This window comes from Luteimonas sp. Soil_C_16, from assembly GCF_057657295.1.
Map to the genome: position 1 here is coordinate 59,687 of NZ_JBDGIS010000001.1, position 21,995 is coordinate 81,681.

General features: G+C 69.2%; 28 protein-coding genes. 4 read left to right on the forward strand and 24 right to left on the reverse strand.

Annotation, left to right across the window (positions count from 1 at the left end):
• Positions 1 to 79: 79 nt before the first annotated feature.
• From hslV to AC3A5T_RS00330, 6 genes are all read right to left on the reverse strand, one after another.
• Positions 80 to 634, reverse strand: a complete 555-nt coding sequence (gene hslV / locus AC3A5T_RS00305; protein WP_096297100.1) for an ATP-dependent protease subunit HslV — start codon at positions 632 to 634, stop codon at positions 80 to 82.
• A 68-nt stretch (positions 635 to 702) separates the two neighbouring features.
• Positions 703 to 1,101: a hypothetical protein gene (locus AC3A5T_RS00310; RefSeq protein WP_487626839.1), complete on the reverse strand. Its 399-nt coding sequence runs from the start codon at positions 1,099 to 1,101 to the stop codon at positions 703 to 705.
• A 19-nt stretch (positions 1,102 to 1,120) separates the two neighbouring features.
• Positions 1,121 to 2,002, reverse strand: a complete 882-nt coding sequence (xerC, locus tag AC3A5T_RS00315) for a tyrosine recombinase XerC (RefSeq protein ID WP_487626840.1) — start codon at positions 2,000 to 2,002, stop codon at positions 1,121 to 1,123.
• A 10-nt stretch (positions 2,003 to 2,012) separates the two neighbouring features.
• Entirely contained in the window at positions 2,013 to 2,690 is a 678-nt protein-coding gene (locus AC3A5T_RS00320; protein WP_332079244.1) for a DUF484 family protein, read from the reverse strand.
• Complete coding sequence (gene dapF, locus AC3A5T_RS00325; protein WP_487626841.1) at positions 2,690 to 3,529, reverse strand: diaminopimelate epimerase; 840 nt, start codon at positions 3,527 to 3,529, stop codon at positions 2,690 to 2,692. Before dapF ends, AC3A5T_RS00320 begins: the two co-directional genes overlap by 1 nt.
• A 37-nt stretch (positions 3,530 to 3,566) precedes the next feature.
• Entirely contained in the window at positions 3,567 to 3,863 is a 297-nt protein-coding gene (locus AC3A5T_RS00330; protein ID WP_332079242.1) for a hypothetical protein, read from the reverse strand.
• A 154-nt stretch (positions 3,864 to 4,017) separates the two neighbouring features.
• Here AC3A5T_RS00330 and AC3A5T_RS00335 point away from each other — a divergent pair, with 154 nt between their 5' ends.
• Entirely contained in the window at positions 4,018 to 5,118 is a 1,101-nt protein-coding gene (locus AC3A5T_RS00335) for a DNA/RNA non-specific endonuclease (RefSeq protein ID WP_487626842.1), read from the forward strand.
• Between the two features lie 12 nt (positions 5,119 to 5,130).
• Complete coding sequence (locus AC3A5T_RS00340) at positions 5,131 to 5,565, forward strand: hypothetical protein (RefSeq protein WP_232134060.1); 435 nt, start codon at positions 5,131 to 5,133, stop codon at positions 5,563 to 5,565.
• Between the two features lie 15 nt (positions 5,566 to 5,580).
• Here the strand turns inward: AC3A5T_RS00340 and AC3A5T_RS00345 are convergent, their stop codons facing one another.
• The 12 genes from AC3A5T_RS00345 to AC3A5T_RS00400 form a co-directional block, all read right to left on the reverse strand.
• Entirely contained in the window at positions 5,581 to 5,976 is a 396-nt protein-coding gene (locus AC3A5T_RS00345) for a YbaN family protein (protein WP_487626843.1), read from the reverse strand.
• A 55-nt stretch (positions 5,977 to 6,031) separates the two neighbouring features.
• Complete coding sequence (locus AC3A5T_RS00350; RefSeq protein WP_425497270.1) at positions 6,032 to 6,622, reverse strand: lipocalin family protein; 591 nt, start codon at positions 6,620 to 6,622, stop codon at positions 6,032 to 6,034.
• A 37-nt stretch (positions 6,623 to 6,659) separates the two neighbouring features.
• Positions 6,660 to 7,742 carry an SAM-dependent methyltransferase gene (locus tag AC3A5T_RS00355; RefSeq protein WP_487626844.1) on the reverse strand — a complete coding sequence of 361 codons (1,083 nt, stop codon included), beginning with the start codon at positions 7,740 to 7,742 and terminating at the stop codon, positions 6,660 to 6,662.
• Positions 7,739 to 8,545 (reverse strand): DUF1295 domain-containing protein, encoded by an 807-nt coding sequence (locus tag AC3A5T_RS00360; protein WP_487626845.1) that lies wholly within the window; start codon positions 8,543 to 8,545, stop codon positions 7,739 to 7,741. The genes AC3A5T_RS00355 and AC3A5T_RS00360 overlap by 4 nt, the downstream gene beginning before the upstream one ends.
• Positions 8,542 to 9,786: a class I SAM-dependent methyltransferase gene (locus AC3A5T_RS00365; protein WP_487626846.1), complete on the reverse strand. Its 1,245-nt coding sequence runs from the start codon at positions 9,784 to 9,786 to the stop codon at positions 8,542 to 8,544. Before AC3A5T_RS00365 ends, AC3A5T_RS00360 begins: the two co-directional genes overlap by 4 nt.
• A complete protein-coding gene (locus AC3A5T_RS00370; RefSeq protein WP_487626847.1) occupies positions 9,786 to 10,598 on the reverse strand; it encodes a DUF1365 domain-containing protein in 813 nt (270 codons plus the stop codon). The genes AC3A5T_RS00365 and AC3A5T_RS00370 overlap by 1 nt, the downstream gene beginning before the upstream one ends.
• Positions 10,595 to 11,896 carry an NAD(P)/FAD-dependent oxidoreductase gene (locus AC3A5T_RS00375; RefSeq protein ID WP_487626848.1) on the reverse strand — a complete coding sequence of 434 codons (1,302 nt, stop codon included), beginning with the start codon at positions 11,894 to 11,896 and terminating at the stop codon, positions 10,595 to 10,597. The genes AC3A5T_RS00370 and AC3A5T_RS00375 overlap by 4 nt, the downstream gene beginning before the upstream one ends.
• On the reverse strand, positions 11,893 to 12,846 hold the full coding sequence (locus AC3A5T_RS00380) for an acyl-CoA desaturase (RefSeq protein WP_487626849.1): 954 nt from the start codon (positions 12,844 to 12,846) through the stop codon (positions 11,893 to 11,895). Before AC3A5T_RS00380 ends, AC3A5T_RS00375 begins: the two co-directional genes overlap by 4 nt.
• A 125-nt stretch (positions 12,847 to 12,971) precedes the next feature.
• Positions 12,972 to 13,760, reverse strand: a complete 789-nt coding sequence (locus tag AC3A5T_RS00385; RefSeq protein WP_487626850.1) for an anti-sigma factor — start codon at positions 13,758 to 13,760, stop codon at positions 12,972 to 12,974.
• Positions 13,757 to 14,326, reverse strand: a complete 570-nt coding sequence (locus AC3A5T_RS00390) for a sigma-70 family RNA polymerase sigma factor (protein WP_487626851.1) — start codon at positions 14,324 to 14,326, stop codon at positions 13,757 to 13,759. The genes AC3A5T_RS00385 and AC3A5T_RS00390 overlap by 4 nt, the downstream gene beginning before the upstream one ends.
• 113 nt (positions 14,327 to 14,439) lie before the next feature.
• On the reverse strand, positions 14,440 to 15,225 hold the full coding sequence (locus AC3A5T_RS00395; protein ID WP_487626852.1) for a hypothetical protein: 786 nt from the start codon (positions 15,223 to 15,225) through the stop codon (positions 14,440 to 14,442).
• Between the two features lie 65 nt (positions 15,226 to 15,290).
• Positions 15,291 to 16,388 (reverse strand): glycerophosphodiester phosphodiesterase family protein, encoded by a 1,098-nt coding sequence (locus tag AC3A5T_RS00400; RefSeq protein ID WP_487626853.1) that lies wholly within the window; start codon positions 16,386 to 16,388, stop codon positions 15,291 to 15,293.
• 102 nt (positions 16,389 to 16,490) lie between these two features.
• Between AC3A5T_RS00400 and queD the strand changes: the two genes are divergently transcribed.
• Together queD and AC3A5T_RS00410 are read left to right on the forward strand one after the other, a co-directional pair.
• Positions 16,491 to 16,847 carry a 6-carboxytetrahydropterin synthase QueD gene (gene queD, locus AC3A5T_RS00405; protein ID WP_487627419.1) on the forward strand — a complete coding sequence of 119 codons (357 nt, stop codon included), beginning with the start codon at positions 16,491 to 16,493 and terminating at the stop codon, positions 16,845 to 16,847.
• Positions 16,848 to 17,008: 161 nt separating this feature from the next.
• Positions 17,009 to 17,410, forward strand: a complete 402-nt coding sequence (locus AC3A5T_RS00410; protein WP_332079229.1) for a phasin family protein — start codon at positions 17,009 to 17,011, stop codon at positions 17,408 to 17,410.
• Between the two features lie 95 nt (positions 17,411 to 17,505).
• Here the strand turns inward: AC3A5T_RS00410 and AC3A5T_RS00415 are convergent, their stop codons facing one another.
• The 6 genes from AC3A5T_RS00415 to ftsE are packed head-to-tail and all read right to left on the reverse strand — an operon-like array spanning position 17,506 to position 21,867.
• Entirely contained in the window at positions 17,506 to 17,907 is a 402-nt protein-coding gene (locus AC3A5T_RS00415; protein WP_332079228.1) for a DUF3037 domain-containing protein, read from the reverse strand.
• The gene (locus AC3A5T_RS00420) at positions 17,891 to 18,667 is read right to left on the reverse strand and encodes a HipA family kinase (protein WP_487627420.1); all 777 of its coding nucleotides are present in this window, start codon (positions 18,665 to 18,667) and stop codon (positions 17,891 to 17,893) included. Before AC3A5T_RS00420 ends, AC3A5T_RS00415 begins: the two co-directional genes overlap by 17 nt.
• The gene (ung, locus tag AC3A5T_RS00425) at positions 18,667 to 19,365 is read right to left on the reverse strand and encodes a uracil-DNA glycosylase (protein ID WP_487626854.1); all 699 of its coding nucleotides are present in this window, start codon (positions 19,363 to 19,365) and stop codon (positions 18,667 to 18,669) included. Before ung ends, AC3A5T_RS00420 begins: the two co-directional genes overlap by 1 nt.
• A gap of 44 nt (positions 19,366 to 19,409) precedes the next feature.
• On the reverse strand, positions 19,410 to 20,231 hold the full coding sequence (locus AC3A5T_RS00430; protein WP_487626855.1) for a response regulator: 822 nt from the start codon (positions 20,229 to 20,231) through the stop codon (positions 19,410 to 19,412).
• 3 nt (positions 20,232 to 20,234) lie between these two features.
• Positions 20,235 to 21,185, reverse strand: a complete 951-nt coding sequence (ftsX, locus tag AC3A5T_RS00435; protein WP_487626856.1) for a permease-like cell division protein FtsX — start codon at positions 21,183 to 21,185, stop codon at positions 20,235 to 20,237.
• Positions 21,178 to 21,867, reverse strand: a complete 690-nt coding sequence (gene ftsE / locus AC3A5T_RS00440) for a cell division ATP-binding protein FtsE (RefSeq protein WP_232134043.1) — start codon at positions 21,865 to 21,867, stop codon at positions 21,178 to 21,180. The genes ftsX and ftsE overlap by 8 nt, the downstream gene beginning before the upstream one ends.
• Positions 21,868 to 21,995: the final 128 nt, after the last annotated feature.

Below are 21,995 nucleotides of genomic sequence, written 5' to 3' on the forward strand. Positions count from 1 at the left end.
TCCGTAGAATCGTGGGCGGGTGCGCGCGACCGGCCGGCGCATGCGACCCGACGGATCGCCACGCGCCGCCGCAGATCGATCACAACTCTTCGACCACCACGTTGCGGTTGGTGTAGATGCAGATGTCGCCGGCGATGTTGAGCGCCTCGGTGGCGACCGTGCGGGCATCGAGATCGGTGTGCGCGAGCAGTGCGCGTGCGGCCGACAATGCGTACGAGCCGCCGGAACCGATCGCGATGATGCCGTCGTCGGGTTCGATGATGTCGCCGTTGCCGCTGATGATCAGCGAGGTCTCGGCATCGGCGACGGCGAGCAGCGCTTCGAGCTTTCCGTAGCGGCGATCGGTGCGCCAGTCCTTGACCAGTTCCACCGCGGCGCGGACCAGCTGGCCGCCGTGCTGCTGCAACTTGCCTTCGAACAGTTCGAACAGGGTGAACGCATCGGCGGCGGCGCCGGCGAATCCGGCGAGCACCTTGCCGCCTTCGCCCAGGCGACGCACCTTGCGCGCGTTGCCTTTCATGATGGTGTGGCCGAGCGTGACCTGGCCGTCGCCGGCGACGACCACCTTGCCGCCCTTGCGGATCGACACGATCGTCGTGGCGTGGAATACGTTGGGATTCTGGCTGGGGTCCATGCGGCCTCCAAGGATCGAATCCACTGGATGGGGCCGTGCCCGCCGGGATCAAGGCATCCGGTGCTGCGTCACGTCGTCGCGTCGGCCGCGGGCCCGCGCACGTGGCGATCGAGGCGGCGCCCGGCGCGCACGCCCAGCACCGTCGCGATACACGACACGACGATCGCCATCGCATTCGCGCTTGCGGCGTCGGCGAACGTGAACTGCCCGCCACCGAGGCGCTGCACCACGAGCACGCTCGACACCCAGCCCACCGCCCACAACACCAGCGCGGCGCGCATGAACGGCTGCCGCGCGGCGAAAGCGCCGCCGGTCGACGACAGCAATGCGATCACGCCGGCCTGCACCGCGGTCGACACCGGCGCCACGCCCGACGGCACCGGCGGAAACAGGGACGCGGCCAGCAGGCCGAGCAGCATCTGCAGGGAAACCGAGACGGCCAGGCCGATGACGATGCGCAGGTTCATGGACAACTCCGGGTGTGCCTCAGGATTTGCGGCGCGCGCGCGGATGCGCGGCGTCGTAGACCTTGGCCAGATGCTGGAAATCGAGATGGGTGTAGATCTGCGTGGTCGCGATGTCGGCGTGGCCCAGCAGTTCCTGCACGCCGCGCAGGTCGCCGGACGATTCCAGCACATGGCTCGCGAACGAATGGCGCAGCAGATGCGGATGCACGCGCTTGAACAGGCCCTGGCGCTGCGCGAGCAGGCGCAGGCGCAACTGCACGGCGCGCGCGGAGATCGTTGCGCCACCGCGACCGGGGAACACCGGCGCCGCCGACGTGCCGCCACTCTCGGTGCGCCACTCGGTCAACGCGCGCAGCGCATGGCTGCCGACCGGCACGCTGCGCTGACGACTGCCCTTGCCGAGCACGGTCACCAGGCCGCCGTCGAAATCCAGATCGCGCCAGCGCAGGCCGACCAGTTCCGAGAGACGCAGGCCCGACGAATAGAACAGTTCCAGCAGCGCGCGATCGCGCAGGCCCAGCGGCGCATCGACCGGCACTTCGACCAGTTGCGTGGCCTCGTCGACATCGAGCACCTGCGGCAGCTTGCGCGGCGCCTTCGGGCCCCGCACGCCGGCTGCGGGATTCGCGCCGATGTGGCCGTGCTTGAGCAGCCACTGGTAGAAGCTGCGACACGCGGACAGGCGCCGCTGCAGGCTCTTGGGCGACAGGCCGCCGCGATGGCCGGCAGCGACGAAGGCGCGGATGTCTTCGCCGTGCAGCGTGCGCAGGTCGCCGCGCGATTGCGCGTGCGTCCAGTCGACCAGCGCGGTCAGATCGCGGCGATAGGCGTCGAGCGTGTGCACCGACATCCGCCGTTCGATCTGCAGATGGTCGAGGAACGCGTCGACGTCGGCGTGCATGCGCGTGCGCTCAGGCGGCGGTGTCGAACCGTCGCATCGCGGTGGCGAACGCTTCACCCATCATGCGCAGGAACAGCGTGCCCATGCCGGGATAGAAGCGGTTGGCATCGCGGCTGCCGACCGCGACCAGGCCGATGCCGGCCAGCGGCAGCAATGCGCTCGAATGCACTTCGTCGACGCGCGGGCCGTACAGCAGCGACTGCTTGTCCGGATGCAGGCGGCCGCACAGCGGCTCCTCGTCCTTCAGGCAATCGGTGAAGGGCTGCAGCAGACGGTCATCGCGCGCGACCACCTGCAGCCAGTCTTCCTCCAGCCCCGGCACCGGCGCGAACAGCACGATGCGCACCAGATCGCCGTTGAAGTCTTCCGCCAGCGTCGCGGCGAGCGCGCGCACGGTGGAGGCAGGATCGGACTGGCGCATCAATGCCAGCGTGAGCTGATGCGTGCGCACGGCGAGGCGCTCGTTCTCCTGCGAGATCGCGAACAGATCGCGCAGGCGCTTGGACAGTTCGCGATTCTTGTCGCGCAACACTTCGAGCTGGTAGCTCGCCAGCGAAGCGGCCGGGCCGTCTTCGCGCGGCACCACCAGGGTCAGCGCCAGATCCGGGAACTGCTGCAGGAAGCTCGGGTGGCGACGCAGCCACGTGGCGACTTCGTGTGCGCCGAGTTTCTCGGTCGTCTCGCTCATCACAATTCCCCTTCGAAAACGAATGCGGCCGGTCCGGCCATAGACAAGGTGACGTCGTCGGCCGGCCAGTCGATGTGCAGGGTGCCGCCGGGCAACGATACGGCGACGCTGCGCCCGGTGCGACCACGACGCGCGAGCACCGCGACAGCCGCGCAGGCGCCGCTGCCGCAGGCAAGCGTCTCGCCGACGCCGCGCTCGAACACGCGCAGGCGGATGCGGTCGTCCGCGATCACCTGGGCGAAGCCGACGTTGACCGATTCGGGAAACCACGCCGAGGCCTGCAGCGCGCGGCCGATGCGTTCGACGTCCGCGGACGCGATGTCGTCGACTTCGATCACCGCATGCGGATTGCCCATCGACGCCGCGCCGAACGCGAGCATGCCGAGGCCGTCGACCGGCAGCGTGTACAGCGGCTGCGCCGTGTCGACACCGGCCATCGGAATCCGCGCCGGTACGAATTCCGGCACGCCCATCGCGATGCGGTAATCCGTGCCTTCGCGCGTGACCGCGTGCAGCCCGGCCGGGCTTTCCAGGACGAACCCGTCACCGCCCACGCCGTCGCGCACCAGCCACGCGGCCACGCAGCGCGCGCCGTTGCCGCATTGCTGCGAGGCCGAGCCGTCGGCGTTCCAGATGCGGTAACGCGCCAGCACGCCGGCGGCGCGCGGGGTCTCGATGGTGAGGATCTGGTCGCAGCCGACGCCGGTGTGGCGATCGGCCAGCGCGCGGCACAGCGCGGCATCGGGCGGCGGCACGTCACCGCGCAGGTCCAGCACGACGAAGTCGTTGCCGGCGCCATGCATCTTGGTGAAGCGCAGCGGGGAGACGGTTCCGGACATCAGCGACGACAGCGGTGCAAACGGGTGTCGCGCAGGCTCACGGCGTTCCGGTGGTGGCCGGCGGCACGTCGCGGATCAGCGGCACCGGCTGCGCGGGCGGCGTACCGGTCGCGTCGTCGGTCGTGCCGTCGTCCGTGGTGTCTTCGTCGGCGTCGTCTTCCCACGCCGCTTCTTCTTCGGCATCGAGCTGTTCCTGGGTCGGAATCGACGACTTGAAGATGTAGCGGCCGCGGTCTTCCGGCGGCACCTGGCGCGGCTGCAAGAGGTCGGCCTTGTTGCCGCAGGCGGACAACAACAGCGTGGCGGCGAGGATCGGCATCAGACGGGTGTGCATGCCCGGAAGTGTAGCCCGGCGCGTGGCGCGCGACATCACCGGCGTTGCTGTTCAGATGACGGCACGATGACAGCGCACCAAGGGTCGGCCCCAGATTGTCCGGCTCTGCCGCCCCACCCAGACTTTGCCGCATCCGCGCCGACAGGACCGCACGATGGGCATTCTCGATGGGCTGGGCAACGCCGCCTCGCAGGCTGGTGGTTTCTTCAAGGGCGCTGGCGAGGTGCTGTGGGAGACCGGCGAAGGCGTGGTCACCCTCGGCGGCAACGCGCTCAAGGCCAGCTACGACCTGAGCCCTGCGGGCCTCGCCGTCGACGGCGTGACCGGGCTGTACGAACAGGCCACCGGCGACACGCTCGACGCGCCGGACTGGCTGCCGTCGGCCGCGCGCGGCGGCGAGCGCATGGAAGCGGCCGCCGAGGTCGTCTCCACCCTCGCCCGTAATCCGGGCCTGCTGGTCGACGCGGTGGTGGATCCGATCAAGGCCGACTGGCAGGCCGGCAATTACGGTGAAGCGATCGGCCGTGGCGCGACCGAGCTGGTGCTGGCCGTGGTCGGCACCAAGGGCGCCGACAAGGCGGCCAAGGGCGCGAAGGTGGCCGACGCCGCCGATACGGCCGCGGACGCTACACGCGTCGCCGATCGCGCCGACGGTGCCGCCGATGCGGGCCGCACCACGGCGGCGCGGGGCGCCGACGAGGCGGATCTGGGCGACATCCTCGCCGACGCCGACACCGGCCGCACGGTCGGCGGCCGTCCGGTGCTGGCGTTCGAATCGATGGACGACTTCAACCTCGCCGCCAATGCCGCGCGTCCCGACACCGTCTACGAGTTCGGCAACTACCGCTGGACCACCGACGACCAGGCGCGCGTGATCCGCGCCGAGGGCCGCGTCGATCTGGAACCCGTCGGCCGCAACGACGCCGGCCTGCAGCGCGAGATCGGCAACGAAGGCCGCGCGACCGACGTCGGCTTCCACATCATCGCCGACCGTCTCGCCGGCCCGACCAACCGTCTGAACGTCGTGCCGGGCAACGGCAAGCCGATCGGCGATGGCCTGCCGAATCTCAACAACGGCGAGTACAAACGCTTCGAGAACGAACTGGCGCGACTGGCCGGTGAAGGGCACGAGGTGGATATGCGGGTATCGCCCCAATACAATCCGGGCAACACCAGCAACCGTCCCGACACCTTCGTTGCGGAATATCGCGTGGATGGCGGCGACTGGATCGACCAGACCTTCCCCAACAAGTGATGCGACCGCCGAATGGATGATCTCAATGCCGCCTATGCCGACACCGTGCGTGCCGTCGCGGCGAGCGTCCGGGATGTGAACGACGGCGAATGGGGCGCGCGCGACTGGCTGCGCCTGGTGGTCGATTTCGAATCGCTGTCCGAAGACGGCGGCGCGCCGCGCACCAGCAGCATCTCGTTCGCGATCGCGCGCGAAGGCGACGGTCCGCTGGAGAAGGTCGCGTTCCGCCTGTCGCCCGAAGCCAAGGCCGGCTTCGCGCAGATCGGCCGGATCATGCACGCGCAGAAGGGCCAGGACTGGACCACCAGCACGCTGGTCGTCGAACGCGACGGCCAGTACGACTTCCAGTTCGCCTACACCCCGCCCTATCGCCTGTCGGGCAACCTCAACGACACGCGCTACCGCGATTATCTCGAGCGCTACAAGGCCGAGACCGGGGCGCCGTAAGCGCGGTCCCACCGGTCAGATCCTCGGCGGCTCCGGCCGCAACCACAGCCAGGTCGCCACCACGGCCATGCACGCGATCGGCAATGCGGTCATCCACCAGCGATGCGCCGGAATCCACAGCATCAGCGCGAGCAGGATCGCGGCGCACACCGTCATCGTGCCGGTCGCCATCCATTTCGCGCGGCGACTCACCGCGCCATGCGCCTGCCAGTCCCGGATCAACGGGCCGAAGCGCGGATGCGCCAGCAGCCAGTGGTGCAATCGATCCGACCCGCGCGCGGCAGCCCAGGCCGCGATCAGCACGAACACCGTCGTCGGCAGGCCGGGCACGAACACACCCACGATGCCGAGGCCGAGGCTGGCGTAGGCCAGCAGCCACCAGGCCCAGCGGAAGCGCGTGCGTCGTTGCATGACGCGCATTCTATGCGCGGCGTCCCTGAGCACCGGACGCCGCGCCCGGAACGGTCTATTCGACGCGGGTCGCGTCGGGCACGCGCGCCGGATCGCCGGCCGACTGCGGCACGCGGCGGATCTTGGAGATGTCGTAGCCGAGGCCGCGGATGCGCTCCATGTGCGCCGCGTAGTCTGCGTCCGAGATCACCGGCGTGCGCGCCATCAGCCACACGTAGTCGCGCTTGCTTCGGCCGACGATGGTCTGCTGGTAGTCCTCGTCGATGTAGACGATCACGTACTCGGCCTTGATCGGCCACACGAACTGCATGCCCCAGATCGCATTGCCGGTGCCTTCGCGCACGGTGCCGGTCGGGTGCATGGTCTTGATCTTCTCGTCGAAGCCGCCGTCGCGATACCGGAAGGTCGTGTCGACCTTGCCGTCTTCGCGCAGCGTGTAGGTCTCGACGGAATCGAAGGCCTCCTTCTCGAGGCGCGTCGGGATCTGCGCGATCACGTACCAGTCGCCCATGAAACGGGGGACGTCGACATGCGCGACCGGGGGAATCTGTTCCTTCACGTTGCCGCCTCCACAGGCCGCGAGCATGCCGGTGGCGATGCCCGCGAAGATCAGGCCAGCGGCAAACCGCCGGTTCGAAGTCGCCATGAAACCCCTCCTGCCGTGAGTACGGCGTCGGTCGCGGTCAGCCCGCGCGTGCAAACCGGTAATGCGCGACCAGCCACTGCTGGCCGCGCTCGTATCCGAACAGCTCCGCGCAGGACATCCAGAACATGCGCCAGCGCTGGAACCACAGCTTCGCCCCATCGCGTCCATACGCCTGCTCCAGCACGCGCATCACCGCGTCGCGGTTGCGGTCCTGGTTGGCGAGCCAGTGGTTGGAGGTCTTCTCGTAATGCGTGCCATCGAGCAACCAGCGCTGTTCGATGCCCAGATCACCCTGCTGGAAATGCAGCAGCGTGTCCGCCGCCGGCATCAGACCGCCGGTGAAGAAATGCCGGCCCATCCAGTTGTCTTCGCCGGCCGTCTCGTAGGGGTACATCAACGTGCGGTGCGCGAAGATGTGCACGAACAGCTTGCCCCCCGGCCGCAGCCACGTGCTGATGCGCGTCATCAGGATCTGGTAGTTGCGCATGTGCTCGAACATCTCGATCGAGACCACGCGATCGAAGGCACCGGTGTCGAGCTCGAGCTGGTTCACGTCGCAGGTGATCACCCGCACGTTGCTCAGACCGCGCGCCTTGCACTGCGCTTCGATGTGCAGGCGCTGCGGACGCGAGTTCGACACGGCGGTGATGCGCGCACCCGGGAAGTGCTCGGCCATCCACAGCGTCAGCGACCCCCAGCCGCAGCCCAGCTCGAGGATGTCCTGGCCGTCGGCCAGTTCGGCGCGTGCGCCGTACAGCGCCAGCATCGCGTCTTCGGCTTCGTCGAGCGTCTCGTTGCCGGTCGGGTAGTAGCAGCTGCTGTACTTGAAGCGACGCCCGAGACACAGCGCGAAGAACTCCGGCGGCAGTTCGTAGTGCTGGGTGTTGGCAGCATCGGTGTGGATGGCGACCGGACTGGTGCGCAGAGACTGCAGCAGCGCGTCGAAGCGCGTCGACTGCGCCTCCATGCTGCCTTCGGTTTCCTCGGCCAGACGCTGCGCGCACAGCCGGCGGATGCCCAGACGCAGCGCGGCGTCGGGCACCAGGCCGCGTTCGGCCATGCCGATCAGGCCGGGCGCGGCGGAGTCGCGTTCGAGTTCGGGGCGGGCCACGGCATTCATGCGGAAGGTCCTTCGGGTTCGGAGCGGGCGGATTCGGAACGGGGAAACCACGGGAACAGCATCGGCGTGGTGCGCTGGTACTCGCGGTAGTCGTCGCCGCGCGAGCGCAGCGCCTGCTGCTCGGTGTAGGGAATGCCGCTGACGTAGCGCAGGAAGAGGTACATCAGCACCGGCCCGACCAAGGCGAGCCACCACAGCGGCGAGCCCGCGGCCAGCACCACGTAGGTCAGCCAGTGCAGCCATTCGAAGAAGTAGTTCGGATGGCGCGAATACCGCCACAGGCCTTCGCGGCAGGTCTTGCCGCGGTTCGCAGGATCGGCGCGGAAGTCCGCGAGCTGGCGGTCGGCGACCGCTTCGCCGCCGACACTGATCAGCCACACGGCGATCGCGGCGAGCAGACCGAGCGAGGACACCGGATTGCTCGCGACCGCGAGGAACGGCAGCGCGAACAATGCAACCAGCAGCGCCTGCGCCTGGAAGAACAGGAAGAACTTGCGCTGGTCGCCGTGCCAGTGCTTGCGCAGGTAGGCGTAGCGGCCGTCCTCGTCTTCGCTGCCGACGCGCTTCCACAGATGCGCGGCCAGACGCAGGCCCCACAGCCCGCCGAGCACGGCGAGCAGGATCCGCGGCAGCATCGCGCCATCACCGAGGAGGGCGACGACGATCGCCGCGCCGCCGACACCGCAGGCCCAGACCACGTCGACGACGCCCGCGTTGTCGCGTGCTTTCTGCCAGCGCCAGGCGCCGGTCATCGCGATCGCGGCGAGTGCCCAGACCAGCAGCAGCGTCCAGAGCGGACTCATGACGCCACCGCCCGCACGTGGCCCGGCTTGCCGAACAGCAGATGCGACACGCCGATCGAGCGCTCGCGGAACCCGCCTTCGCAATAGGCGAGATAGAACGTCCACATGCGCTCGAAGCGCGTGTCGAAGCCCTGCCTGCGCACCTCGGACAACCGCGACAGGAACCGCTCGCGCCAGATCTGCAGCGTGCGCGCATACGAGGGACCGAAGTCGTCCTGTTGCAGCAGTTGCAGATCGCTGGCCGCGGTCTTGGCCTGCAGCATCGCCGAGATCGACGGGATGAAGCTGCCCGGAAAGATGAAGCGCTTGATGAAGTCCACCGAATCACGCGCCTGCGCGTAGCGGTGGTCTTCGATCGTGATCGCCTGCACCAGCGCGGCGCCGTCCGGCTCGAGCAGGCTGCCGAGCTTGCCGAAATAGGTCTCCAGATACTGCGCGCCGATCGCTTCGATCATCTCGATCGACACCAGCTTGTCGTAAGTGCCGTCGAGATCGCGGTAGTCCTGCAGCAGCAGCGTCACACGGTCCTGCAGACCGGCCTCGGCGATCCGCGCGCTCGCCAGTGCGTGCTGCTCGCGCGAGATCGTGGTCGTGGTGACGTGGCAGCCGTACTGCTGCGCGGCATGCAGCGCGAACCCGCCCCAGCCAGTGCCGATCTCGATCACCCGATCGCCGGGCCGCAACGCGAGCCGCTCGCAGATGCGATCGAGCTTGCGCGTCGACGCGACCTCCAGCGTGTCGCCCTCGCGCTCGAACAGTGCGGACGAATACATCAGATCCGGCGAGAGGAACAGCGAGAAGAAATCGTTGCCCAGATCGTAGTGCGCGGCGATGTTGCGACGACTGCCGCCGCGCGTATTCCGGCGCAGCGCGTTCCAGCCGCGCATCGCCAGGCCACCGAGGCGCGCGATGCCGGTCTCCATGCCGTCGAGCAGATCGCGGTTGCGCACCAGCAGACGCACCAGGCCGACGAGATCGTCGCAATCCCAGTGGCCTTCCATGTAGGACTCGCCCGCACCGACGCTGCCGTTGGCGGCGACCAGGCGGTAGAACGCCGGATCGTGCACCCGCACCTGCACCGCACGCAGCTGCGCGTCGCCGAAGGTCTCGCTGCCCAGCGCATCGTCGAGCCGCAGCGCACCCCCCTGCAGCTGGGCGAACTGGGCGACGAGCCGCGTGCGCAGCGCACGTTCGAGTGCGCCGAACGCCCGCGGCGTCACATGGGCGGCGATCTGGTTCATCACAAAGGTTCCTGTTCGGCGCTCGGCAGGCGCGGATGGTCGTGCACCGGGTTGCGCTTGAGCCACAGACGCAGCGCCTGCCAGTGGATCGCCGCGACGACCTGCACGGTCATCAGTGGATAGCGCCACAGCACGCGCGCCAGCGAGGCCGCGTCCAAGGGTCGCCGCTGCAGCGTCATGGTGGCGTCGAATTCGCGCACGTCGTCGCGCAACACATCCATGTGGACGTGCAGATCTTCGACCGGCGGCGTCAGCCGCCAGCGATACGCGTGATCCATCGCCATGAACGGCGAGACGTGGAAGCGCTTGGCGAAATCCCACTGCAGGGCGCGGCCGTGACGCTCGGCGTCCGCGGCCGGCAGCACGTAGGCGTGGCGTTCCTTCCACGGCGTGTTGGTGATCTCGGCGACGATGCAGTCGAGCGTCGTGCCGTCGGCGCGGTAGCAGTAATAGAAGCTCACCGGATTGAAGACGAATCCGAAGTAGCGCAGATGCGTCAGCAGCCGGATCGGACCTTCAGGCCTGCGTCCGAGCGTGGCTTCGACGCGCATGCGCACGGCTTCGGCGAGCGGCACGTCGACCGGTCCGAGATAATCGGTGCGGCGGAAGCGGGCCAGTGCGGGGCGCCGGGTCGACCACAGCCAGCGACCGTCGAACACGCGGTCGAGCTCGTCGAGATCCAGCCACAGCTGCGCGACGCGATACGAGAACTCGTGCGGCACCGGACGGTATCGGCGATGGCGCACCACGCCTTCGTACACCCCGCTCTGCAGCGGTGCGATAGGGTCGGCGCGATCGCCGTCGCCGCTCATGCGACCGCACTCACCGGCATCGGCGTGGACTGCGCACGGCCGGCAGCCGCCAGCGGCCCGAGACCGAATGCGCGCGCGACCTGTGCCGCGCTGCGGATGCCGTCCTCGTGGAAGCCCCAGCCCCAGTACGCACCGGCATACCAGGTGCGGCGCTGGCCCTGGATCTCCTCGCGCCGGCCCTGCGCGGCCACCATCGCCGCGTCGTAGACCGGATGCGCGTAGCGCATGCGCTCGATCACCTTGGAAGGATCGATCGCATCACTGCGGTTGAGCGTGACCACCAGCGGTTCGGGTGTGTCGAGGCTCTGCAGCTGATGCATGCAGTAACTCACCGTGCACGCAGCATCCGGCGTCGCCGGCACGTGTGCGTTCCACGCCGCCCAGGCCTTGCGGTCGCGCGGCAGCAGGCGCGCATCGGTATGCAGCACGGTCTCGTTGGTCTGGTAGCGGATCGCGCCGAGGATGTCGCGCTCGGCGCCGTCGGCATCGTCGAGCAGCGTCAGCGCCTGGTCGCTGTGGCAGGCCAGCACGACCTGGTCGAAGCGCTCGCTGCCCGCTGCGGACGCCACGTGCACACCGGCCGCATCCCGGCGCACCGCATCGACCGGGCAGCCGACGCGTTCGGTCACCGACCAGCGCGCGCGCAGGGCATCGATGTAACGCGAGGAGCCGCCGCGCACCACGCGCCATTCCGGACGCCCGGTCAGCTGCAGCATGTGGTGGTTGGCCATGAACTGCACCAGATAACGCGCGGGAAACTCGAGGATGCCCGCGCTCGGCGACGACCACAGCGCCGACGCCATCGGCACCAGATGCAGATCTCGGAACGCGGCGCCGTAGCGGTTGGCCTGCAGGTAGTCGCCGAGCGTCGGCCCGGCATCGTCGCCGTCGAGCAGCGCGGGCGCCTCGCGATAGAAGCGCTTGAGGTCGCGCAACATGCCCCAGAACCGCGGCGACAGCAGATTGCGACGCTGGCAGAACAGCGTGTCGAGCGAGGTCGCGTTGTACTCGAGGCCGTCGGCTTCGTTGTGTACCGAGAAGCTCATCGTCGTCGGCTGCGAGGCGACGTCCAGCGATTCGAACAGGCCACTCAGCAGCGGATAGTGCTGCGGATTGAACACGATGAATCCAGTGTCGACCGCGTAGTCGAGGCCGCCCATCTGCACGGCATGCGTATGCGTGTGCCCGCCGAGGCGCGTGTCGGCCTCGAACAGCGTCACCGCGTGACGCTGCGAAAGCCACCACGCAGTGGCGAGCCCGGCGATGCCCGAACCGACGACGGCGATGCGCTGGCTCATGCGCGTGCCTTCTCGTGCACCCAGGCGGGCACCGGCTTGAGGTCACGTACCAGCCCGACCCAGGACATGGCCTTGAGGCCGTACCAGGTCAGATCGATCTCCCACCAGCGGAAGCCCTGGCGCACGGTCCCGGGGAAGAAATGATGGTTGTTGTGCCAGCCCTCGCCGAAGGTCAGCAGCGCCAGCCAGATGTTGTTGCGGCTGTCGTCGCCGGTCTCGAAACGCTGGCTGCCGAAACGGTGCGACAGCGAATTGATCGTCACCGTCGCGTGGAACAGCACGGTGGTGGAGATGAAGAAGCCCCAGACCAGCATCTGCCCGCCCGTGGTGCCGAGGCCCGGCGCGACGCGCTCGAGCAGCGCGCCGAGGCCGAACAGGCCGACCGCGAGCAGCACCGGCACCAGTGTGTCGAACCGGTCGAGCCAGCGCAGTTCGGGGAACTTCGCCAGATCGGGGATGCGCGACCAGTCGGTGCGGAAGCCTTCGCGGGTCAGGAACCAGCCCATGTGGCTCCACCAGAAGCCGTGCACGCGCGGCGAATGCGGATCGAGCGCGGTCTCGGTGTGGCGGTGATGGTTGCGGTGATGCGCCGCCCACCACAGTGGACCGCGCTGCACGCAGGACGCGCCGATCAGCGCGAACACGAACTGCACGATGCGCGAGGTGCGGAAGGTGCGATGCGAGAAGTAGCGGTGATAGAAGCCGGTCAGCGCGAACATCCGGATCGCGTACAGCGCGACCGCCACGATCACCGCGACCGGCGAGACCCCGACCCAGAACACCAGCAGACACGCGAGATGCATCGCGATGAACGGTGTCGCGCGCAGCCAGTCGATGCGGTCGTCGCCCTCGCGCGCTTCGCTGCCCTGGGCACCGGTATCGAACCAGCGGCCCAGACTCGCGCGCAATGTGCGGGTACCGGTCGCGCCGCGGCCGGGATCGCTCGACATGGGGAACTCCTGCGGGTGTGACTGACAGGAAATACGCGCAGGCGTGAAAAACGGATGCATGTCGCGCGTCCGCGTTCACGCGCGCGCATCACGTGCGACGGCATTCGCCGCCGCACGCACTGCACTCAGATGCGCAACGCGCCGCTCGCGACGACGGGCCCGGTCGGTGCGCCATGCGGCGCGCCACCCGGCGGCTCCAGCGACACCGCCAGCGTGGCGCCTGCGACCAGTGCCGCATGCAGGTCCGCCGGCACGTCGACGGCGCGCGTGCGGTCGTGCGGCAGCAGGCCGAGCGATGCCGGTGCGCCGCCTTCGGGAATCAGCCACAACTCGGCGACGCGACCCTCGGCATCGACGTCGGCCGGCAACGGCACGACGAGCACCCGACCATGCGCCGCATCCACCGACGCGAGCCACGCGGGCGAACCGTCTTCGTGGGCGAGCGTGGTGACCGGCAAGGCTTCAGCCGCAGGTGCAGGTGCTGGCGCGGGCGTCGGCGTGGTCACGACCGGTCGCTCGCGCGTGTCGTCTTCGACCGGCCCGCGACCGACCAGCACCGCGACGATCGCGACGACCGCCGCCAGCGCCGCGGCGCCGCGCCAGAAACCGGCGCTGTGCCAGAGCCCCGCGGGCGTCGCGGCCACCGGCGTCCAGCCCAGCGCGCTGCGGATCCGCGGCCACACGTGGGCAGGCACGTCGGCGCTCGGGAATTCCGAGAACCATGGTGCGAGCCGCTCGTCCCACTGGGCCACGAGCCGCGCGAACCCAGGATCGCGGGCGATGCGTGCCTCGGCCGAGGCGCGCGCGGGCGCATCGAGCACGCCCAACACGTATTCGCCGGCGAGCAGGTCCGCGCGCGGCGGCTCCGGGCCGCCGTTGTCGTCGATGTCGAAATCCAGATCGTGCACGTTCATGGCTCCAGACACGCCCGCAATTGCAGCAGCCCGCGGCGGATCCAGCTCTTGACCGAACCCAGCGGCGAACCCGCGCGCTGCGCGAGTTCCTCGTAGGTGGCGCCGTCGAAGAACGCGGCGCGGATCAGCCGACGGCGCCGCGGCTCGAGCGTGTCGAAACAGGTCTCCAGCCGCGAGCGGTCACCGGCGCGCTCGGTCGATTCCAGCGGCGTGTCGCCGCCATCGGGCATCGCCTCGATCAGTTCGACCGGCGCGAGCTGGTGCTGCGGACGCGCGCGCAGGCGATCGATCGCAGTGTTGCGCGCGATCGTCGCCAGCCAGGTCGTCGCCGCGGCGCGGGCGGGATCGAACTGCGCGGCCTTGCGCCAGATACGCACGTAGACATCCTGCAGCGCGTCTTCGGCCTCGTCGCGGTCGTGCAGCACGCGGATGCAGATGCCGAGCAGCCGCGACGCACTGGCGCGATACAACGATTCGAATGCGCGCTGGTCGCCGTCGGCCACCCGTCCCAGCCAGACATCCAGTCCGAGTTCGTCCGCAGTGGCGGTCGCAGTGTGCTGTGGCATCCGGCGCGCGCATCCCGTGTCGTGATGGACCGACATCCTCACCGCGGCCCGCCGTTCGCGCAAGCGCGGGCGCGCGGCGCGCCGACGACGCGGCGGGCGCAGGACGATGGGCGTCAGATGGCGCATCGGCCGTCCAGCGGGTCGGCGAGCGCGGCGGCGACTTCGGTCGCCGCGACGCTGCGCGTAGGCCGGGCGGGAAACACGATGCGCACCTCGCGCGGCCTGCCGCGGGCATCGCGCACCGTGCCGGGTCCGGCGAATTCGCGCAGCCGCCTGTCGTCCAGGCCGTAGCGCAGCTCGATCGGCGGCACCGCGAAGCCGAACCAGGTGTCGACCGACATCCGCAGCGCACGCATGCCGTCGACATCGCCGACCTTGGCCACGCGCACCGGCATGAACGCGAAACGCTCGGGCAGCAGGAACGACAGACGCTGCGGCGCATCGCCCAGCGCGGCCCAGTGGGTGCGGACCGCGGCATCGAACCCGGCGTCGATCACCGCGTCATCGGCGGCCGGCAATGTGGCCGTACGCGGCGCGCCCTCGCCGCGCTGGACGAAGATCTCGCGCGTTCCGTCACGCGTGCGCACACCTTCCCGGTAGCCGTTGCGGGCATCGTGGAAGGCGAAGTCCGGTTGCGTGGCATCGCCGTGCGAACGCACGATCTTGCGCGCGAACGCGGTGCCGTCCGGGCAGCGGTACAGCACCACGCGTCTGTCGGCATCGCCGTCGCGGTCCTGGTAATGCACTTCGCGGTACAGCAGCCGGCCGTCGTCGCGTGCCAGCGCCCGCGCGTCTTCGCGCTCGGCGGCCGCCAGCGGAAGCGTTGCGCACAGACAGACGAGCAGCGCGACGCAGTGCGTGCGCGCATCGGCGGCGCGCGCGACAGCGGACGAGGACATGGACGGCTCCCGTGATGAGATTCACGGGACGTACGCCGGCAGTGCGTGGTGCGGATGCAGTTGGTTCAGCGCGCGTCCACGGCCTGCCGTGCGAGCGCGGGATCGTCGGCGAACAGGCCATCGACACCGGCATCGAGGAACGCGCGCATCTCGGCGATGGCGCCGGCCTCGTTGCGCGCATTGGCGCCGCCGCTGCGCAAGGCGCGCGGGAGATACGGATTTTCGGGACGGAACGTGTAGGGCATGACCTGCAGGCCGGCCGCGTGTGCATCGACGATCAATGTCGTGGGATCGAAACGGCCGCCGCGTCCGACGTCGCCGATCTGCGACTTGTGCGGCCCGAGCAGCGACGCATAGGCCGCGATCGCGCGCAGCCCATCCGCGGTGAGCATGTCGCGATAGCGCAGATCGCCGCCGGCGGCGTCGACATCCGCCGGCTTCGCGCGCGGATCGCCGATCAGCTGCAGCAGACGCAGATCGGGCAACACCGGCGCAGCGATGTCGCGCAGCGTGCGCAGGCTGGTCGGCTCGAACGACTGCACGACCAGCGGCACACGCGTGGCCACCGCGTGCTTCGCCAGCACGTCGATCACGGCCCGCTCCATCGGCAGACCGAGGCTGCGGAAGTGCGTCGGATGCTTGATCTCCGGAATCAGGCCGACCGGCCGGCCCGAATCGCGCACCAGATCGTCGAGCAGCACCAGGATCTCGTGCAGCGTGGGCACCGCGAACTGGCGGTCATACCAGACGCCGCGCAGCGCCGGCAGCGGTTCGCGTGCGCGCAGTGTCTTCAGCTCGGCAAGCGTGAAATCCTCGGTGAACCAGCCCGTGACCTCGCTGCCGTCGATACGCTGCGTGCGTCTGCGATCGGCGAACTGCGGATGCAGCGCGACATCGGTGGTGCCGCCGATCTCGTTCTCGTGGCGCGCGACCAGCACGCCGTCGCGGGTCATCACCAGATCGGGTTCGATGAAGTCCGCGCCGTCTTCCACCGCGCGCCGATATGCCGCGAGCGTGTGTTCGGGCATGCGCGCGCTCGCGCCGCGATGCGCGATCACGCGCGGGGCTTCGACGGCGGGCGTGGCGGCGGAGGCGACGCGATCGGGCAGGGTCATGGCGGCGGTGGCGATCAGCAGCAAAAGCAGGCAGCGCAGGGGGGACATCGGGGCATCGGCCGGTGCGAACGGGGACCTGCGAGCGTGGCAGCCGCGCATGTCAGCATCGCGACGATTGCCGCGCAGACGGTCACGCCCGAGAATGCGCGCATGGACATCTTCAAGGTTTTCACCCTCGAGGCCGCGCACCGGCTGCCGAACGTGCCGCCGGGCCACAAGTGCGCGCGCCTGCATGGACACTCGTTCCAGGTCGAGGTGCACGTGTCCGGCGAGCCGGGTCCGGAAACCGGCTGGATCATGGACTTCGGCGATCTGAAGGCCGCCTTCGCCCCCCTCTACGCCCAGCTCGACCACCACTATCTCAACGACATTCCCGGCCTCGACAACCCGACCAGCGAGCGTCTGGCGATCTGGATCTGGGAGCGGCTCAAGCCCGCACTGCCGGCGCTGAGCGCGATCGTGATCCGCGAAACCTGCACGTCGGGCTGCCGCTACACCGGCCCCTGAGTCGGCCGCCCTCCGCGCTGGAAACGGTTTCAAGTCACTGATCCACATACGAAACTGAATGCCTGACGACCGCTCGTCGGCTGTTTGTTGCAATGCAACATGGCTGCGGTATGCTGCACCGCACAAACCCGGCAGACCGCCGGCTCACGCAGGTAACCGCCATGTCCTACCAGCTCAACGAGCAGTTCACGGCCGCGTCGCGTCAGTTCGCCGATGCCGCCGCCCAGTTCAACCGTCTGACCCTCGAGAATGCCGAGACGCTGTTCGGCCTTCACCTGTCGACGCTCAACGACAACGCCCACGCCACGTTCGCCTTCGTCAACGAAGCGATCGAAGTGCGCGACATGGACGGCCTCAAGGCCCTGTGGCCGAAGGGCGCACAGGTTGCACGCGAGAACGTCGAGCGTCTCGTCAGCGCCGGCCAGGAGACCCTGGGCCGCACGGTGAAGACGCACGAAGCCATCGCCGGCCTCGCCAAGTCGCAGATCGAATCGGCCACCGCCGACGTCCGCGCCGAGGCCGAGAAGGTCGTCAAGGCGACTGCGAAGACCACCAAGCGCTGAAACGCGCTGCGGAGCTCCGGCTCCGTGCTCTGAACTCCGGGCGATCCCTCCCTCGCCCGTAGCCGACCCGGCAGCCCGCACGCTGCCGGGTTTTTTTATGCGCCGCGCACCGGGCCGGGCGGCAGCACCATGCGCGCCATCAGCCGCGCGCACAGCCCGTCGGGATCGTCTGTGCGCCCGGTGTGCACCGGAGAGACCTGGATCATCGAACTGCGCCGCGCGGTGAGCCAGTGGAACCGCGCACGCGCCGGCAGCGCGGCGATCGGCCCGCCGTCGGCATCGCCGCGACAGATGCGCACGATCGCGTCGAGATGCCGCTGCAACGTGTCGATATCGGCATGCGGATCGAGCGCGTGCAGCCGCACCGGATCCAGCGCGACCGCCGCAACGAGCGTGCGCGCACCCTGGCAGGACACGATGACGCCCGCGTTGATGAACTCCTCGCGTTCGACCCGGGGCACGACCCGGATCACCGCGTAGTCATAGACCCGCTGCATGCGCACGCTGCGCCTCCCCGACGAACGCCGACCGGTGCGCTAGGCGCGTGCAGAAGAACGCGACGTAGGCCGCGCGATGCGCATCGGCATCGGCGAACCGGTCTTCGCCGGCCAGCCAGCTGTCGGGCACCAGCGCCACGATGCGGCGGATGTCGTCTTCGGTGATCCGCGCCGACAGGGACGCATCGGCGGCGTCGAGCGCGGTCGCGAACGGCAGCAGCACGTGATCGGCGATGCGCGCGAACGGACCGGTCGCGATGCGCGTCGCGCTGTCCCAGTCGTGGTGGAAATACAGCGCCGCGCCGTGGTCGATCAGCATCAGCCGGCGGTGCCAGACCAGCAGATTGGTATTGCGCGCGGTGCGGTCGACGTTGCAGATGAAGGCATCGAACCAGACGATCCGCGACGCGAGATCGTCATCGGGCGGCTCGACCGCGGGATCGAAGTTGATCGCGCCGGGCAGGTAATCCAGCGCGAGATTGCAGCCCGCACTCGCGCGGATCAGATGCTGGATTTCCGAATCAGGCTCGGTCGCGGCCAGCTCGGGATCGAGATCGATGAACACGATCTCCGGCATCGGCAGACCCAGCAGACGCGCGAACTCGCCGCCGATCAGCTCGGCCACCAGCGCCTTCGCGCCCTGCCCCGCGCCGCGGAACTTCATCACGTACATGCCGTCGTCGTTGGCCTCGACCACCGCCGGCAGCGAGCCGCCTTCGCGCAGCGGCGTGACGTAGCGCGTGGCTTCGACGCTGCGGATCATGCGTCGAGTTCCGATCGCATCGGCAGCGACCAGTCGATCTGGGCGATGCCGCGCTTGCGCAGGAACTGGTTGGTCTTGGAGAAATGCCCGCTGCCGAGGAAGCCGCGATACGCCGACAGCGGCGACGGATGCGTGGTGCGCAGCACGCAATGGCGATTCGTGTCGATGACCTTGCCCTTGGCCTGCGCGTAACTGCCCCACAGCAGGAACACCAGATTCTCGCGCTCGCGGTTGAGCACATCGACCACGTGATCGGTGAAGCCTTCCCAGCCCTTGCCCTGATGCGCGCCGGCCTTGCCGTCTTCCACCGTCAGCACCGCATTGAGCAGCAGCACGCCGCGCTGCGCCCACGGCATCAACCAGCCGTGATCAGGGCGCGGCAGGCCGAGATCGCGTTCGAGCTCCTTGTACATGTTGTCCAGCGACGGCGGCACGCGCTGGTCCGGGCGCACCGAGAAACACAGCCCGTGCGCCTGCCCGGGCCCGTGGTACGGATCCTGGCCGAGGATCACGACCTTGACCGCATCGAACGGCGTCGCATCGAAAGCCGCGAAGATCTCCGGCCCCGGCGGATAGATCCGCGCACCCGCGGCCTTGCGCTGGCGCAGGAACGCCGACAGTGCCTGCATGTCCTCGCGGCGCAGCCAGTCGCCGACGTGCGCTTTCCAGGAAGGTTCGAGTCTGATGTCGGACATGCGGCGGCTCGATTGCGCTGGGCGCCACAGGGTAACGCGGACGCTCAGCCCGGCATCGCGGCGAGCCGCAACTGGAACAGCGCCTTGGTCGCCAGCACGCGTTCCTCGGCCGGCTTGACGACGAGATCGTTGGCGCCCGCGCGCAGCAGCGCGACCTGGTTGTCGTGATTGCCGTCGCCGGTCATCACCAGCACCGGCAGGCGGCGCTTGCCGTAACCGAAGTCGCGGCGCACCGCGCGCAGCAGGTCGTGGCCGCTGAGTTCGCCCTTGAGGTACACATCGGTCAGCAGCAGATCGGCGCCCGGTGCGGCCGGCCCGTCGCGATACGCGTCCAGATAGGCCAGCGCGTCTTCCGCGCTGAGCACGTGGGTCACGCGCATCTGCTGCGCTTCGAGCATGCGGCGGGTGGCGAGCGCGACCGTGCGGCTGTCTTCGACGTAGAGCACGTGCGCATCGGGAATCGGCGCCGGCTGCACGTAGCCGCGGATGAACTCCGCCAGCGCGCGCTGCCCCAGCGCCTTGTCGAAATGATCGGTGACGTCTTCGGTGAAGCGGCGCGCTTCGAGATGCGACTGCGCATCACCCGAGACCACGATCACCGGCACGTAGCGCTGGCCGGTGGCCTCTCGCACGCGGCGTGCGAGCTGCAGGCCGTCGCCGTCGGGCAGCGACAGCGCGGTGCTGACCAAGTCGACCGGCGCCGCATCGAGCGCGACCACGGCTTCCGCTAGGCCCGTGCATTCGACCACGTCGACATCGGCCAGCGCCTGCCGCAGGACATCGCCGATCAGCCGGCGCACGAGCTTCGAGCCGTCGACGACCATCACCCGGGGCGCGTCGCCGGCCAAATGACGGAGGTCCTGCATGGCTCAGGTGTCGGTGGGCCGCGTCTGGCGCAGGAAATGCCCGGTGACGATGCCACCGCCACACCAGCCCAGCGCGGTCGCGCCGGCCAGCACCGCGACGACGCCCATCAGCCCGAAACCGCGCAGCGCGAACGCCGCGCCGTAGCTCGCCGCGAGTTCCGCCAGCGGCGGCTGCAGCGCGAGCCCGGCCAATGCCAGCAGACCGAGCGCGACCGCGCCGGCGGCCAGCCCGTACCAGGCGCCGAGATACAGGAACGGCCGGCGGATGAAGCCGTCGGTGGCGCCGAGCAGCTGCAGCACGCCGAGTTCGTCGCGGCGCGACTGGATGTCGAGCCGCACTGTGTTGCCGACCACCAGCAATGCGCCGATGCCGAGCAGCGCCGCCAGCACCCAGACCACGCGGCCACCGAAGCGCAGCCAGCCGTCGAGCCGTTCGCGCCATTGCGCGTCGTGCTGGACGAGTTCCGATTCGGGTAGCGTGCGTAGCGATTGCGCCAGCAGCATCTCGTCGCCGCCCGGGGTGATGATCAGCACGTGCGGCAGCGGATTCTCGCCGAGCACGTCGATCGCATCGCCGAACTCGCCGCGCTCGCGCAGTTCCGCCAGGCCTTCGTCGGGCGAGCGGTGCACGACACTGCCGACGTCGCCGCGGCCGCGCAGTTCGCCAGCCAGCGCCTCGGCGCGCGGGCCGTCGACGTCCTGCTTGAGGAACACGCTGATCTCGCGCGAGGCGTCGATGCTGCCGCCCAGACGGCCGACGTTGTCGAGCACCAGCCACAGGCCGAGCGGCAACGCGAGTGCGACCGCCATGACGCCGATCGTCAGCGCAGCCGACCACGGCTTCTTGAACAGCCGGCCGAGGCTGGCGAGCACGCTGTAGACGTGGTGGTCGACCCAGGTGCCGACGGGCGAGGCGCCCTTGCGCACAGGTTGGTTGCGGGGCGCCTCAGGCATCGGCGAGGTCCTCCGGCGAGATGTCGTCGGCCAGCGTGCCGTGGTCGAGCACCAGCGTGCGCTTCTTCATGCGCTTGACCAGACCGAGGTCGTGACTGGCGATCAGCACGCTGGTGCCGCGCTCGGGCAGCTCGGCGAACAGCGCCATGATTTCGGCCGACAACGTGGGATCGAGGTTGCCGGTGGGTTCGTCGGCGACCAGCAGCATCGGCTCACCGACGATCGCGCGGGCGATGCCGATGCGCTGCTGTTCGCCGGCCGACAGTTGCGTGGGCAGCGCACGTTCGCGCGCGCCCAGCGCCAGGCGCTCCAGCACGCTGCGCACGCGCTTGCCGATTTCCGGCCGGCGCATGCCGCGCAGGATCAGCGGCAACGCGATGTTGTCGAACACGGTGCGGTCGGGCAGCAGGCGGTGATCCTGGAACACGACACCGATGTCGCGGCGATGCATCGCCACCTTCCGGCCGCGCACCTTGAGCAGATTGCGCTCGCCGAACACCACCGCGCCGCGGCTCGGCCGCTCGGCCAGATGGATGAGTTTCAGCAGCGTGCTCTTGCCCGCGCCGGAGTGGCCGGTGACGAACAGCATCTCGCCAGCCGCCACGTCGAAACTCACTTCCGACAGCGCCACGTGGCCGCCCGGATACTGCTTGCTGACGTTGTCGAATCGCAGAACGCTCATGCGCAGCAGTATCGCAGGGAATGTGGACAACAGCGTCATGAGGCGTGCGCCTTCCCTCTTCGCGGGAGAAGGCTCAAGCGCCGGCCTCGCATCCAAAAAAAGCCCCGCCGAAGCGGGGCTCTCATCAC